Genomic DNA, 14,435 nt, shown 5'->3' with positions numbered 1-14,435 from the left:
TCGCGCCGATGTATTGCGATTACAGACCCGACTTCAGGCTGGCTTCGATAAACATATCGAGATCGCCGTCGAGCACATTGTTGCAGTTGCTGGTCTGCACATTGGTCCGCAGATCCTTGATACGCTGGTCGTCCAACACGTAGGAACGAATCTGGCTTCCCCAACCGATATCGGACTTGCTGTCTTCTAGTGCCTGCGCCTCGCTGTTGCGCTTTTGCAGCTCTAGCTCGTAAAGCTTGGCCTTCAGCATTTTCCACGCTTTATCGCGGTTTTGATGCTGGGAGCGCTCGCTCTGACACTGCACGACAGTATTGCTCGGGGTGTGCGTCAAACGCACCGCCGAATCGGTTTTGTTAACGTGCTGACCACCGGCGCCACTGGCCCGATAGGTGTCGGTGCGGACATCGGAAGGATCGATTTCAATCTCGATATTGTCATCAATCTCCGGTGACACAAACACTGAGCAAAACGAGGTATGACGGCGATTGCCCGAATCGAAGGGCGATTTGCGCACCAGTCGATGCACCCCGGTTTCCGTTCTCAGCCAGCCAAACGCATATTCGCCTTGAATATGAATCGTGGCACTTTTGAGCCCGGCGACTTCCCCTGCCGACGCTTCCACCAGATCGGCCTTGAAGCCTTTGGCCTCCGCCCAGCGCAGGTACATGCGCAGCACCATATTGGCCCAGTCCTGCGCCTCGGTCCCGCCAGAGCCAGACTGAATATCCAGGTAGCAGTTGTTGGCATCCATTTCACCGGAGAACATGCGGCGGAATTCGAGTTTAGCCAGCGAGGCTTCCATTCGCTCGATATCGCCCTGCACGGCTTCGATAGTATCTTCGTCGTTCTCCTCGGCGGCCATATCCAGCAGCTCGCCGGCATCGTTCAACCCGGCATCCATCTCGTCGATGGTGGCCACCACGGCTTCCAGGCTGGCGCGCTCGCGGCCCAGCTCCTGCGCCCGCGCGGGGTCATCCCATACGGCGGAATCACCCAGTTCCAGCTCGACCTCAGTCAGGCGCTCTTTCTTGTTAGCGTAGTCAAAGATACCCCCTAAGCGTATCGGTACGCTCAGTCATGTCTTTGAGGGCATTGCGCAGGGCGTTGATTTCTAACATGTAAGGTTTCCGGGCCAGCGTGGAAAAGGCGCGTATTTTACCTGATGCGGGCAGCGGCGGAAAGCTGGCGACTCTCCTTGTCCCGAGAGTCAGCGAGCGGCGGCGACGGGTCGCAAATGCTCCACCAGCAGTTGCAGCGAGAGGCGATCCCGCCAGAGGTTACTGTCCAGCTTGTAAACCAGCTCCACCTCCCTGACTGCGGGGTCAGGCCACTGCGCTGTATCCACATTAAAAGCAATCGCATCGATAATCGCCTGAGGCTGATCCAGCGGCGCCAAGGTCATCTTCAAGTGCCGCTCACCGACAATGCGCTGCTGTTGCAGGCTAAAGCGCCCATGAAACAGAGGCGCCGGAAAGGCCTGCCCCCAGGGCCCGGCGTTGCGCAGCAGTTCCGCATTGTCCAGCGATAACTCCGCGGGGCTGAGCTCTCCATCGCTGTGCACCACCGCTTCGAGCTGCTCTTCGCTGAGCTGCTCGGCCACGGCATCCACAAACGCTTCTTTAAAGTCGTCGAAATCGGCCTTCGCCAGACTCAAGCCCGCCGCCATGGCGTGACCGCCGAATTTGCTCAACAGTTTGGGGTGCCGCTTGGCAACCAAATCCAGGGTATCGCGCATATGCAGTCCCGGAATGGAGCGCGCCGAGCCTTTGATTTCGCCGTCATCCACCTCCGCAAAGGCGATCACTGGCCGGTGAAACTGCTCTTTAATCCGCGAGGCCAGAATACCCACCACTCCCTGATGCCAGGTAGGATCGTACAGGCACAACCCTGCGGGCACGCGGCTGGCATCGAGCTGCAAGTGCGACAGTGCCCGCATGGCATCGTCTTTCATGCTTTGCTCAATACTGCGGCGCTCACGGTTGAGATCATCCAGTTCCGCCGCCAGATTCAACGCCTCAGCGGGGGACTCGCTCAGCAGGCAGCGAATACCTATGCTCATATCGTCCAACCGCCCCGCAGCATTCAGGCGCGGGCCAACGGTAAAGCCCAAATCGCTGGCCACCAGCCGTGACGCCTCTCGCCCGGACACTCGGAGCAGAGCGCTGATGCCCGGCCGACAGCGACCGGCGCGAATACGGCGCAAACCCTGCTCCACCAGAATGCGGTTGGCGTGGCTGAGCGGGACCACGTCAGCCACGGTGCCCAGCGCAACCAGATCGAGAAACTCGGCCAGATTGGGTGCTTGCCTGTCGACAAAGTGACCGCTGTCGCGCAGCCGCGCTCGCAGCGCCAACAGCACATAGAACATCACCCCGACACCTGCCAGCGATTTATCGGGAAAGGGGCAACCGGGCTGATTGGGGTTCACTATCGCCAACGCATCAGGCAAGGCATCGCCGGGGAGGTGGTGGTCAGTCACGATAACGGGAATGCCGTGGCTAGCGGCAGCGGCTACGCCGTCGATGCTGGCAATACCATTGTCCACGGTGATAATCAGATCGGGGCGACGCTCGGCCGCTACGGCGACAATTTCCGGGCTGAGGCCATAGCCGTACTCAAAGCGGTTGGGGACCAGAAAATCGACCTCTGCCGCACCCAAGGCCTTTAGGCCGAGGATTGCCAGACTGGTACTGGTCGCACCATCGCAGTCAAAGTCTCCCACGATCAGCAGCCGCTGACGCGAGGCTATGGCGGCTTCCAGAGCAGACACCGCCGCGTCGAGCCCAAGCATTGTCGGCGCAGGCAGTGCATCCAGCCCAAGCTGTGTTTCTGCCGAAGTGCACAAGCCCCTACTGGCGTAGAGTCTCGCGAGCAGAGGCGGCAGTTCTGGGAGTCCGGCCAGCGCATCGGCACTGGCCGTGCGATTGATCAGGCGAGGAAAGCCACTCACCTCAGGCGTGAATATTCTTCGTCATGAAGGCCTGAACGCTGGCGATATCGTTATCGATCACTTCGTAGCGCTCGTCCAGCTCGAACAGGTCGGCCATGTGGTGGGGCAGTGCTGGTGCCGACGGGTAGCCCGCCTTCATCACCGCTTCCGGGAATTTCGCCGGATGCGCGGTCGCCAGTGTCACCATCGGTACGCTGCGATCGCGCCAACAATCTCTGGCCGCCTTAACGCCAATTGCCGAATGCGGATCAAGCAGGTACTCGCATTCGTCGTAGACACTGGCAATAGTGGCCACGGTCTGCTCGTCGTCGACACTGGCGCTGGCAAACAGCTCGCGAACGCGGTCGAAAGCCGAGGCAGGAATGGAGGTCGTTTCAGTATTCATACGCTGCATCAGATCGGCAATGGCGGCGCCGTCACGATCGAAGCAGTCAAACAGCATGCGCTCGAAGTTGCTGGACACCACAATATCCATGCTCGGCGACAATGTGTGCTGCAAATCGTGCTTTTCAAACTGATTACTGCTGATAAAGCGATGCAGAATATCGTTGCGGTTGGTAGCGACCACGAGCTGCTCAATGGGCAGGCCCATTTGCTTGGCAAGGTAGCCCGCGTAAATATCGCCGAAGTTGCCCGTCGGCACGGAGAAACTGACCTTGCGGTCCGGTGCACCCAGCGCATAGGCCGCGTAGAAGTAGTAAACAATCTGGGCCATGATGCGTGCCCAGTTGATGGAGTTCACCGCCACCAGTTGACGCCCTTCCGGCAGAAAGCCCTGATCGGCGAAGCTGGCTTTCACCATTGCCTGACAGTGATCGAAATGACCGCGCAGGGCGATATTGTGGATATTATCGCCTTTCACAGTGGTCATCTGACGGCGCTGAACTTCCGATACCCGCTGGTAGGGGTGAAGAATGAAAATATCCACGTTTTCGCAGCGTTTCACCCCTTGAATGGCTGCCGAGCCGGTATCACCCGAGGTTGCGCCCATCACCACGACTTTTTGCTGACGCTTCTCCAGAACGTAATCCAGCAGGCGACCCAGCATTTGCAGAGCAAAGTCTTTAAACGCCAGAGTTGGCCCCTGGAACAGCTCCAGTACCCACTCGTTATGGCCCAATTGCACCAGCGGTGCGATAGCCGGGTGACGGAAATCGCGGTAGCTGTCGTCAATGATTGCCTTCAGATCCGCATCGGGAATACTGCCCGCCACAAAGGGCTGCACAATTTCAAAGGCCAAGTCGGTGTACGATAAAGATGACCAAGCGGCAATCTGCTCGCGGCTGAATTGCGGCAGGGTTTCGGGCACATACAGGCCGCCATCCGGCGCCAGACCAGTCAACAGAACATCTTCAAAATTCAGGGCGGGCGCTTTGCCGCGGGTGCTGATGTATTTCACGTTACTAACTCATTGATTGCGTTGGGGCGCTGCCGCGCCCTGCTCTGCCAGTCGCCGGACCGGCGCGAATTAACCGGCCAGTGATTCGACGCGGATGCGCGTCACATCGCCAACGATGCCTTCCAGCCCCTCGATCCGACTGACTGCTGCTGACAGCTTGCCTTCAATCGTGCGGTTAGTAAGGATAATCATCGGTACCAGATTGGCGCCATCGGCGGGCTCTTTCTGAATCAGTGCTTCGATGCTGATGCCGTCGTCACTGAGAATCTGTGCCACCCGCGACAGAACGCCGGGCTTGTCCAGTGCCGACATGCGCAGGTAGTACGCCGTTTCCACATCATCAATCGGCAGCACTGGATGGCTGGACAGCGATGACGACTGGAACGACAGATAGGGCACGCGCTGACCCGGCTCGGCGTTCAAGGTACGCGCCACATCGACAATGTCGGCAACCACGGCCGAAGCCGTCGGCTCGCTGCCCGCACCCGCCCCGTAGTAGAGGGTCGGGCCGACGGCGTCAGACTGAACCAGTACGGCATTCATCACACCGTTCACATTGGCAATCAGGCGTTTCTCGGGAATCAGTGTGGGGTGCACGCGCAGCTCGATGCCGTTATCGGTATCGCGGGCAATGCCCAGGTGCTTGATGCGGTAGCCCAGCTGCTCGGCATATGTCACATCTTCCTGCGCAATGCGACTGATACCCTCGGTGTAAACTTTGTCGAACTGCAGTGGAATCCCAAAGGCCAGGGAGGCCAGGATCACCAGCTTATGAGCGGCATCAATACCCTCAACGTCGAAGGTCGGGTCCGCTTCCGCGTAACCCAGCGCCTGTGCCTCAGCCAGCACATCGTTAAAGTCCCGGCCCTTTTCCCGCATCTCGGTCAGAATAAAGTTACCGGTGCCGTTAATAATGCCGGCCAGCCACTGAATTTTGTTGCCCGCCAAGCCTTCGCGCAGCGCCTTGATGATGGGGATACCACCGGCGACTGCCGCTTCAAAGGCCACGGTCACGCCCTGCTCTGCAGCAGCCGCGAAAATCTCATTGCCGTATTCAGCAATCAGGGCTTTGTTGGCGGTGACCACGTGTTTGCCATTCGCAATGGCCTTCAGCACCAGCTCTTTGGCAACCGTCGTGCCACCGATCAGCTCGACGAGAATGTCGATGTCAGGATTTTCAGCAACGGCAAAAATATCGCGGTTAATCGCCACATCGCCGGTATTGCAGCTGGGATTGTCGCGACGCGCACCAATTTCGGCAACGACAATCTCGGCACCCACGCGGGCAGCAATCTCTGCCGCATTGCGCGTTAACACTGCAAACGTACCGCTTCCGACGGTACCCAGACCACATATGCCTACTTTGACCGGATTCACCGTTGCTCCTTATGTTGGGATAAGACGTCAACTGCCAAGCGCACTGCGCGTGACAATCGCCCATTTTATGTCAGGAAAGGGGGGAAACGCCATGCCGAACATGGCGCAAGTGGCCCCGCGCTGCTGCGCGGGCCGGAAGATCAGCGCAATGCCAGAGGAATGAGCTGCTCAGCGGGACGATAGCCGGGGATCAGCATACCGCTCTCCGTCACAATCGCCGGTGTTCCCGTTACACCCAGCTGCTGTCCGAGCTCGTATTGCTCAATAATCGGCGTTTTACACTGCTTTTGCGGGTAAGGCTTTCTTGCCTTCATGGCGTCCATTGCGGCCAGACGATCATCTGCACACCAGGCTGATACCATCTTTTTGAATGTCGGAGTACCGACGCCCTGACGCGGATAAGCAAGGTAGCGAACTTCTATTCCCTTGGCATTCAACGCCGGAACTTCCTGATGCAGTTTCTGGCAGAAGCCGCAGTCCACATCAGTAAACACGTACAGCGCGCCTTTAGTCTCACCTTCAGGACTGAAGATAATCATGTCGTCACGCGAGATTTTTGCCAGCATGTCTTTACGCATAGGCTGCAGACGCTTTTCTGCAACGTTGACAATGCCGTTCTCGCCCAGCTCGAACAACTCACCCGCAACGAAATAGCGACCGTCGGCGCTGGAGTACAGGGTCGGTCCATTCTGAATTTCCACGCGGTACAAGCCGGGGATTTCGCTGGTCGCAATCGTACTGACAGCCAAATCCGGGCGCGCTTTTTTAAACGCGCCCCGAATGGCCTGCTCGGCGGCCTTATCCACAAAGGTCTTAGTCTCAGCGGCCAAGGGGCCGACAAATAACAGGGAGGCTACCAGGGCCAGCAACAGCGACGGGATTACACGAAAACGGGGGTTCGGGGTCTTCAAGGAACTTCTCCGTGGGACTCAGCAGAAATCGAAAGCAGGATGATAACACTGTGAGTATTCAGCGCACCTTTAGTTCACGCTTTTCACTGCAGCGATGTGACCTAACCCCGGGGATGATGCTCTCTGTGCAAGGCCTGCATGCGCTCGCGGGCCACATGGGTGTAGATCTGGGTCGTGCTGAGATCACTGTGGCCCAGTAACAGCTGCACGACACGAAGGTCGGCACCATGATTCACAAGGTGGGTCGCAAAGGCATGTCGCAGGGTATGCGGTGACAGCGGCGCGCGAATGCCCGCACGCAGCGCATAGTGCTTGATGCGATACCAGAAGGTTTGGCGCGTCATCATCTGCCCTCTGCGACTGGGAAAGACCACATCAGATTCCCCGTCGGCGAGTAACTGTGGTCGCCCCCCGCGCAGATACTGCTCAAGACAATGCAGCGCCTCCTCCCCCATCGGCACCAGACGCTCCTTGTTCCCCTTGCCCGTGACGCGGACTACACCCTGCGCAAGCCCCAGCTGCGAAAACCGCAGACTGACTAGCTCGGATACGCGCAAACCCGTGGCGTACAGCAACTCCAGCATGGCCCGGTCGCGCTGCTCAATGGCGATGTCGTCGTCCGGCTGCGCCAGCAACAACTCTACATCAGTCTCGCTGAGGGATTTCGGCAGCGGGCGACCCAGCTTAGGCGCATCAACATCTGCCACGGGATCTTCCAGCAGCCTCCCCTCCCTGAGCTGATAGCGATAAAATCCACGCAAACAGGACAGCAGACGCGCAATACTGCGGGGCGACTTGCCCGCTTTGTGCTGTTCGCCGAGATAGGCCAGCACATCAGCGCGCGCGCACTGCATCACACCACTGCCCCGCCCAACAAGCCATCCGGACCACTGCTGCAGATCCCGGCGATAAGACTGCAAGCTGTTATCGCTAAGCCCACGCTCCAGCCACAGCGTGTCGACATAACTGTCGATAATAGCCTGCTCGCCTCCTGTCACTATCACTTACCTCCTCAGCCATGACTTTTCTATCGCGGTATTGATCAATGCCGCGTTATCCATGGACACAGAATAACGGAGCCAAACGCAAAAAAGGCAGCCCAAGGCTGCCTTTTCGAATCTGCTTGACTCAAAACCCTTAGGCTTTGGTAGACAGCTTCTCTTTGATGCGAGCAGAACGACCGCTACGCTCACGCAGGTAGTACAGTTTGGCCTGACGAACATCACCACGGCGCTTAACCTGAATGCTGTCGATCAGCGGGCTGTAAGTCTGGAACGTACGCTCAACACCAACACCGTGAGAGATCTTACGAACGGTGAAAGCAGAGTTCAGGGCACGGTTGCGCTTGCCGATCACAACGCCTTCAAAGGCCTGCAGACGCTCGCGGTTACCCTCTTTAACTTTTACCTGAACGACAACGGTGTCGCCGGGGCTGAATTCCGGCAGCTCTTTGGCGGTCTGCTCCGCTTCCAGTTCGGCGATAATTTTGTTGGTGCTCATGGCATGCTCCTGAATAAATGTTGGTAGCTTCACAGCTAGCGTGTCTGTTAATCGTCGCGCTCGCGGAGGTACTCCGCCAGCAGTGTTTGTTCTTCGTCGCTCAGCTCGCGTGTATCGAGCAAATCCGGGCGCCGCAAGTACGTTCGACCCAACGCCTGTTTATGACGCCAGCGCCGTATGGCCCCGTGGTTGCCGCTGCGCAGCACCTCAGGAACCGTATCCTCGCCCCACACCTCAGGTCGGGTATAGTGCGGGCAATCCAGCAGGCCCTCGGCAAAGGAATCCTGCTCCGCCGACTGCTCGTGCCCGAGAACACCGGGCAGCAATCGGCTAATGCCATCAATCATCACCATGGCAGCCAGTTCGCCGCCGCTGATGACGTAGTCCCCAATGGACCACTCTTCATCAATCTCGCGCTCAATCAGGCGCTCATCCACGCCTTCGTAACGCCCGGCCAGAAAAATCAAGGCCTCGTCCCCTGCCAGCGTTGCCAGCGCCGCCTGATCCAGCGGTCGCCCCTGCGGCGACAGGTATATCGTCTTTGCCGGTTTGCCCAACTTCTCCCGCGCTGCATTTAGCGCTGCACTGAGGGGCTCAACCTTCATCACCATACCGGGGCCACCACCAAAAGGCCGGTCATCCACGGTTTGATGACGATCGTGGGTAAAGTCCCTCGGGTTGATGCAGCTCAGCGTCATTGCGCCCTTCTGCACCGCCCGGCCACTTACCCCGTATTCGCTAATTGCGGCAAACATTTCCGGGAACAGCGTGACCACTGCTATATCCATGGTTCGGCTCCCCGTTTGCAGTGCTCAGAACTCCGGGTCCCAGTCCACCTGCATTGTTCCCGCGTGCAAATCAATGTTCTGCACAAAATCACCCGGCAGATAGGGAATCAATCGTTCCCGCTGATCGATGCTGCCCTGACAGGGCTTGACGACCAACACGTCGTTGGCGCCGGTTTCGATCAGGTGATCCACCGCGCCCAGTAGCTGCTCCTGGGCATACACTTTCAACGAGACCAGCTGGTGCCAGTAGTACTCGTCGTCGGCCAGTGCCGGCAGTTGATCTGCCGCCACCGCCAGCTCTAACCCGCTGTACTCCCGGGCCAGCTCGCGGTCATCCACCCCCTTGATATGGGCAACAATGCCCTTGCCATGGCGGCGACACGCATCAAATTCGATCTCACCCCACTTTTTGCCCCGCCGGAGCAGCAAGTTGCTAAAACCGAAAAAATTATCAATCGGGTCGGTGAAAGCGTGAATTTTCACCCACCCTTTAACCCCGTAAACGGTACTGATCTTGGCGACCACCACCGGTTGTTCCGAGGTCGACACCCCGCCTTACTCGGCAGCCGGTGCTTCTTTGATCAACTTGGCAACGCGCTCGGACAGTTGGGCGCCTTGAGCTACCCAGTGCTCAACACGCGCAGTATCTACACGCAGACGCTCTTCGTTACCGCGGGCGATCGGGTTGAAGAAACCTACGCGCTCGATGAAACGACCATCGCGAGAAGTGCGGCTGTCAGTTACTGTCAGGTGGTAAAAAGGGCGCTTTTTAGAGCCGCCGCGTGCCAAACGAATAGTGACCATTCTTGTTCCAATTCCTACATTTTGGGCAATCGCCAAGGCGACTGCTGCGAAATTTCTGAGCCTGAATACGACCCGGAGCCGTAAAGGCGCGGAATTATAAGGGAAAGTCCGCGCATTTGAAACAGCTTATGCCGTTTTTTAGCCAGCCCGCGATCACGCCGTCAAAGCCGTCACCAAGCGGGCGGATTCAACCGGGATTACATACCCGGGAAACGACCTCCGCCGCCAGGGGGCATCATGCCGCCAAGACCGCGCATCATGTTGGTCATACCGCCCTTCTGGCCCATTTTTTTCATCATTTTGGCCATCTGTTTGTGCTGTTTGAGCAAGCGGTTCAAATCCTGAATTTGCGTACCCGACCCGGCCACAATGCGTTTTTTACGCGAACCGTTGAGAATATCGGGGTTGCGGCGTTCGGCAGGCGTCATGGAATTAATAATAGCTTCCATACGATTGAACATTTTGGTGTCGATCTGGCTCTGCGCCATTTGCGCCATATTACCCATCCCCGGCAACTTATCGAGCATACCGGTGATACCACCCATGTTCTGCATCTGCTGAAGCTGATCGCGCAGATCTTCAAGGTCAAATTTCTTGCCTTTCTTTATCTTCTTCGCCAACTTCTCGGCTTTCTGCTTGTCGAGCTTAGCTTCCGCTTCATCAATCAGCGACAGAATGTCGCCCATCCCCAGAATCCGCGAGGCAACGCGGTCGGGATGAAAGGGATCCAGCGCATCAGTCTTTTCACCAACACCCAGGAATTTGATCGGCTTGCCGGTGATGTGGCGCACAGACAGCGCGGCACCGCCGCGGCTGTCCGCATCAGCCTTGGTCAAGATCACCCCGGTCAGCGGCAGCGCCTCACCAAATGCCTTGGCGGTATTGGCGGCATCCTGACCGGTCATGGCATCGACGACAAACAGCGTTTCCGCAGGCTTGATTTCGCCGTGCAGCGCCTGAATCTCGCTCATCATATCGGCATCGACATGCAGTCGGCCGGCGGTATCAACAATCAGCACATCGTAGAAACGGAGCTTGGCCTCGGCGACTGCAGCGCGACCGATCTCGACAGCCGACTGCTCGGTATGACTCGGGAAGAAATCCACCCCCACGTCATTGGCGAGGGTTTCCAGCTGTTTGATCGCCGCCGGACGGTAAATATCGGCGCTGACCACCAGGACTTTCTTCTTTTCTTTCTCTTTGAGGTATTTCGCCAGCTTGCCCACCGACGTGGTCTTACCCGCACCCTGCAGGCCCGCCATCAATACAACAGCCGGGGGTTGAGTCGAGAAATTCAGGGCCTCATTCTTATCACCCATGATGTGTTCCAGCTCCTGCTGGACAATCTTGATGAACATCTGCCCCGGACTCAGGCTCTTACTGACCTCCTGACCGACCGCCCGAGCACGCACGGCGTCAACGAAATCTTTGACCACGGGCAGCGCAACATCTGCCTCCAGCAGCGCCATACGCACATCGCGCATCGCGTCCTTGATATTGTCGTCGCTCAGACGCGCCTGGCCGGAGACATGGCGCAGGGTCTGCGATAAACGTTCGGTCAGATTTTCAAACATGCAATGTGCTCTCTGAGTGCTGGCTGCGCTAATGAGGCCGCTGTCGTATCGACAGGTCGACACCTAGCCGCTTACAATCAGCCCGACGCAACGCGCAGCATCGGGCCAGTGAAAAGACGCGAAAGTATACCCGAGTCCACGGTCAGACCCAAAGCGCAGAAAGGATACCGGCAAAGCCGATCTCATGAATATAGCAAGCAGTCTCTTCGCGATTTTCTTTTATATGCTGGCTACCGCCATGCTGCTGCACCGACTACGGACGGGCAATAACCGCCGCCTGGGCACCAGCGCACTGATCCTGGGCCTGTTTGCCGTTGTCGCCCATGGAATAGCTGCCGTTACGGCCATTGCCACCCCGGAGGGCGCAGACCTCGGTCTGTCTCAGCTATTTTCCCTGCTCAGCGGCATGATCTGCCTGATCACGCTGACAACCAGCCTGCGTCGCCCGCTGCATAATTTACTGCTTGCCCTGTTTCCACTGGCGTCGCTCTCTATCGTTTTCGAACTGCTGTTGCCCGGAAAAGAAATTGGCGAACACTACTCCGCCGGGATGTACAGCCATATCATTCTCTCGATTCTTGCCTACAGCACACTGAGCATCGCCGCCGCACAGGCGCTGGTGCTTGCGGTACAGGACCGCATGCTGCGCCAGCACAAGCTTCGCGGCCTGCCTAACTACATGCCGCCATTGCAAACCATGGAGAGCATGCTGTTCGAATTGATTGCGATGAGCTTTGTATTACTGAGCGGCGCTATCCTCACCGGCATCCTGTATGTAGACAATCTGCTTGCCCAGCATCTGGTGCACAAAACTGTGTTCTCCATCATGGCCTGGGCGTTTCTCGGCGTCTTGATTGGCGGTCGGCTGGCATTGGGATGGCGGGGCCGCACGGCTATCCGCTGGACCCTGCTGGCGTTCTCGTCATTACTGCTGGGCTATGTGGGCACCAAGATTGCCCTTATAGTCTTTTCTCAAACCGCGGCCTAAGTGTCATCCGCGCTTGTACCCCGTGGCTTTTTTCTTCAAGATTGGCGCTGCATTTTCCACAGGAGTTTAGGGCTTTTTGAACGAGGCACCGCTGGGTCTGTTATTCGGCATTCTCGCCGCTTTGCTGTTGCTTTCCGGTTTTTTCTCCGGCTCCGAAACCGGGATGATGTCCCTGAACCGCTACCGCCTGCGCCACAAGGCCAAGAATGGCCATCGCGGGGCTCAGCGCGCCGCGCGCCTGCTTGAGCAGCCGGACAGCCTGATCAGCACCATTCTGATTGGCAACAATCTGGTCAACAACCTTGCCGCCGCCATCGCCACCGTACTGGCTATTCGCCTGTACGGCGACAACGCGGTGGTACCGGCGTCCATTCTGCTCACACTGGCGTTTCTGATTTTTGCAGAAATCATTCCGAAAACGATTGCCGCCTACAAGTCGGAAATGGTGTCTTACACGGTCAGTCATGTTCTGCTGCCACTGCGCCGACTGCTGTTCCCGATTATCTGGCTGGTAAGCCATATTACCCAGTTCGTACTGCGCATTACCGGCGTGGAGAAAAACGACGGCAGTGAACATATCGGCATGGAAGAACTGCGGACCATCGTCGGCGACGCCGGGCACCTGATCCCCAAGCATCACCGGGGCATGTTGCTGAACATTCTCGACCTGGAGCGCATCACCGTCGACGACATTATGATCCCGCGCAACGAGGTTTACGGCATCGACATCGAAGCCGACACCGCGACGATCATTGAAAAACTGCGAGATGCCGAATTTACCCGCATTCCGGTATTTCAGAATGACATCGACAATGTTGTCGGCATATTGCACCAACGCGACATTATCAATAGCGTGGATGAGCACGGCCGTGTTCAACGCGACCGTCTGCTCAAAGCGCTTCGCTCTCCCTACTTCATTCCGGAAGGGACACCGCTGCACACCCAGTTGTTTAACTTCCAGAAGCAAAAGCGCCGCATGGGCATTGTGGTAGACGAGTATGGCGTGATGCAGGGTATTGTGACGCTCGAAGACCTGCTGGAAGAAATTGTCGGGGAATTCACCTCGAACCTGAGCACCGACACCGAAGACATCACCCACCAGAGTGATGGTTCCTTTGTGATCGACGGCACCACCACTATTCGTGATATCAACAAAACCCTGAAATGGGAACTGCCCACCGACGGTCCGAAAACCCTTAACGGCCTGTTGCTCGAAAAACTGGAAAGCTTTCCAGAAGCCATGGTCGGTGTAACGATCGACACCTATCGCTTCGAAATTATGGAAATGAAGGGAAACCTGATTCAGTTGGTGCGCGCCTACCCGAAGAAGAACAAGGGCAAGCGCATACGCGCGTAAGCTCTACTTGGCTCAGAACCTAATCAACACAGAGCCGGTTACGCGTAGCGCGCCTTGCAGCGCTCGTTCGCCAGCACAATAACCTCTCGGCGACGGGCGTTGTCCATATCTGCCCAGTCGCTGATTTCACGCAGGCTGCGAAAGCAGCCCATGCAAATATCTTCCTCATCCAGCGCACACACCGAGATACAGGGAGATTTAACAGCCGCTTCTTCGCTCACGCCCTCACTCCTTGCCCGCCGCCAACGCGCTTTCAAGCGTTTGTGGCACAAGTTCAGCATTGAAACGATGACCGTTTTGCACGTAATGCTCCGCCGATAACGCCAGGGCGGCCTGCTCGTCTTCGCTCAAGGCACGCTTCACCTTGGCGGGAACCCCCATGACCAGAGAACCATCGGGAATCTCTGTGCCTTCGGTCACCAGCGCGTTCGCACCAATCAGGCAGCGCTTGCCAATTTTCGCGCCGTTGAGCACCACCGCATTCATGCCCACCAGACTGCCCTCGCCCACCGTACAGCCATGCAGCATCACCTTGTGGCCCACGGTCACGTTTTTGCCGATCACCATGGGAAAGCCGCGGTCAGTATGCAGGATGCTGCCATCCTGAATATTGCTGCCCTCACTGACGTAAATCTGTTCGGTGTCGCCGCGAATCACCACGTTAAACCAGATGCTAACATCGGCCTCAAGCACCACATCGCCGATCAGGGTCGCATTGTCGGCTACAAAATGGCCTTCACCTTTCAGAGCAACCTTGCGGTCACCTAGCTCATACAACATGGTCTCT

At 57.4% G+C, this 14,435-nt stretch carries 15 protein-coding genes; 2 read left to right on the top strand and 13 right to left on the bottom strand.

All coding sequences use genetic code 11. The annotated features are described in order from the left end of the window. Positions 1–19: 19 nt before the first annotated feature. The 11 genes from prfB to ffh form a co-directional block, all read right to left on the bottom strand. A protein-coding gene (gene prfB, locus G411_RS0116760; RefSeq protein WP_157581391.1) for a peptide chain release factor 2 occupies positions 20–1,118 on the bottom strand; the annotation gives its coding sequence in 2 pieces (ribosomal slippage) (positions 20–1,042 and positions 1,044–1,118; 1,098 coding nt in all). Between the two features lie 89 nt (positions 1,119–1,207). Then, positions 1,208–2,950, bottom strand: a complete 1,743-nt coding sequence (recJ, locus tag G411_RS0116755) for a single-stranded-DNA-specific exonuclease RecJ (protein ID WP_022960366.1) — start codon at positions 2,948–2,950, stop codon at positions 1,208–1,210. Between the two features lies 1 nt (position 2,951). Next, a complete protein-coding gene (gene thrC / locus G411_RS0116750) occupies positions 2,952–4,349 on the bottom strand; it encodes a threonine synthase (protein WP_022960365.1) in 1,398 nt (465 codons plus the stop codon). 69 nt (positions 4,350–4,418) lie between these two features. Further along, a complete protein-coding gene (locus tag G411_RS0116745) occupies positions 4,419–5,726 on the bottom strand; it encodes a homoserine dehydrogenase (protein WP_022960364.1) in 1,308 nt (435 codons plus the stop codon). Positions 5,727–5,866: 140 nt separating this feature from the next. Then, positions 5,867–6,637 (bottom strand): DsbC family protein, encoded by a 771-nt coding sequence (locus G411_RS0116740; protein WP_022960363.1) that lies wholly within the window; start codon positions 6,635–6,637, stop codon positions 5,867–5,869. Between the two features lie 101 nt (positions 6,638–6,738). After that, a complete protein-coding gene (xerD, locus tag G411_RS0116735; RefSeq protein ID WP_022960362.1) occupies positions 6,739–7,635 on the bottom strand; it encodes a site-specific tyrosine recombinase XerD in 897 nt (298 codons plus the stop codon). 139 nt (positions 7,636–7,774) lie between these two features. Continuing rightward, entirely contained in the window at positions 7,775–8,137 is a 363-nt protein-coding gene (gene rplS, locus G411_RS0116730; protein ID WP_022960361.1) for a 50S ribosomal protein L19, read from the bottom strand. A gap of 47 nt (positions 8,138–8,184) precedes the next feature. Next, on the bottom strand, positions 8,185–8,925 hold the full coding sequence (gene trmD / locus G411_RS0116725; RefSeq protein ID WP_022960360.1) for a tRNA (guanosine(37)-N1)-methyltransferase TrmD: 741 nt from the start codon (positions 8,923–8,925) through the stop codon (positions 8,185–8,187). A 24-nt stretch (positions 8,926–8,949) separates the two neighbouring features. After that, on the bottom strand, positions 8,950–9,474 hold the full coding sequence (rimM, locus tag G411_RS0116720) for a ribosome maturation factor RimM (protein WP_028968550.1): 525 nt from the start codon (positions 9,472–9,474) through the stop codon (positions 8,950–8,952). Between the two features lie 6 nt (positions 9,475–9,480). Beyond that, entirely contained in the window at positions 9,481–9,729 is a 249-nt protein-coding gene (gene rpsP, locus G411_RS0116715) for a 30S ribosomal protein S16 (RefSeq protein ID WP_022960358.1), read from the bottom strand. 197 nt (positions 9,730–9,926) lie between these two features. Next, positions 9,927–11,303, bottom strand: a complete 1,377-nt coding sequence (gene ffh / locus G411_RS0116710) for a signal recognition particle protein (protein ID WP_022960357.1) — start codon at positions 11,301–11,303, stop codon at positions 9,927–9,929. 184 nt (positions 11,304–11,487) lie between these two features. Between ffh and G411_RS0116705 the strand changes: the two genes are divergently transcribed. Continuing rightward, complete coding sequence (locus tag G411_RS0116705) at positions 11,488–12,291, top strand: cytochrome C assembly family protein (RefSeq protein ID WP_022960356.1); 804 nt, start codon at positions 11,488–11,490, stop codon at positions 12,289–12,291. 76 nt (positions 12,292–12,367) lie between these two features. Then, positions 12,368–13,648 carry an HlyC/CorC family transporter gene (locus G411_RS0116700; RefSeq protein WP_022960355.1) on the top strand — a complete coding sequence of 427 codons (1,281 nt, stop codon included), beginning with the start codon at positions 12,368–12,370 and terminating at the stop codon, positions 13,646–13,648. A gap of 38 nt (positions 13,649–13,686) precedes the next feature. On the opposite strand, the gene G411_RS0116695 is transcribed toward G411_RS0116700, so the two are convergent. Together G411_RS0116695 and G411_RS0116690 are read right to left on the bottom strand one after the other, a co-directional pair. Continuing rightward, on the bottom strand, positions 13,687–13,869 hold the full coding sequence (locus G411_RS0116695) for a DUF1289 domain-containing protein (protein WP_022960354.1): 183 nt from the start codon (positions 13,867–13,869) through the stop codon (positions 13,687–13,689). 4 nt (positions 13,870–13,873) lie between these two features. Next, positions 13,874–14,428 (bottom strand): gamma carbonic anhydrase family protein, encoded by a 555-nt coding sequence (locus tag G411_RS0116690; RefSeq protein ID WP_022960353.1) that lies wholly within the window; start codon positions 14,426–14,428, stop codon positions 13,874–13,876. Between the last annotated feature and the right edge of the window lie 7 nt (positions 14,429–14,435).

This window comes from Spongiibacter tropicus DSM 19543 (assembly GCF_000420325.1).
Classification (GTDB): Bacteria; Pseudomonadota; Gammaproteobacteria; order Pseudomonadales; family Spongiibacteraceae; genus Spongiibacter; species Spongiibacter tropicus.
The sequence above is the reverse complement of the archived record's forward strand: the minus strand, read 5'-3'. Positions and strand labels throughout refer to the sequence as shown.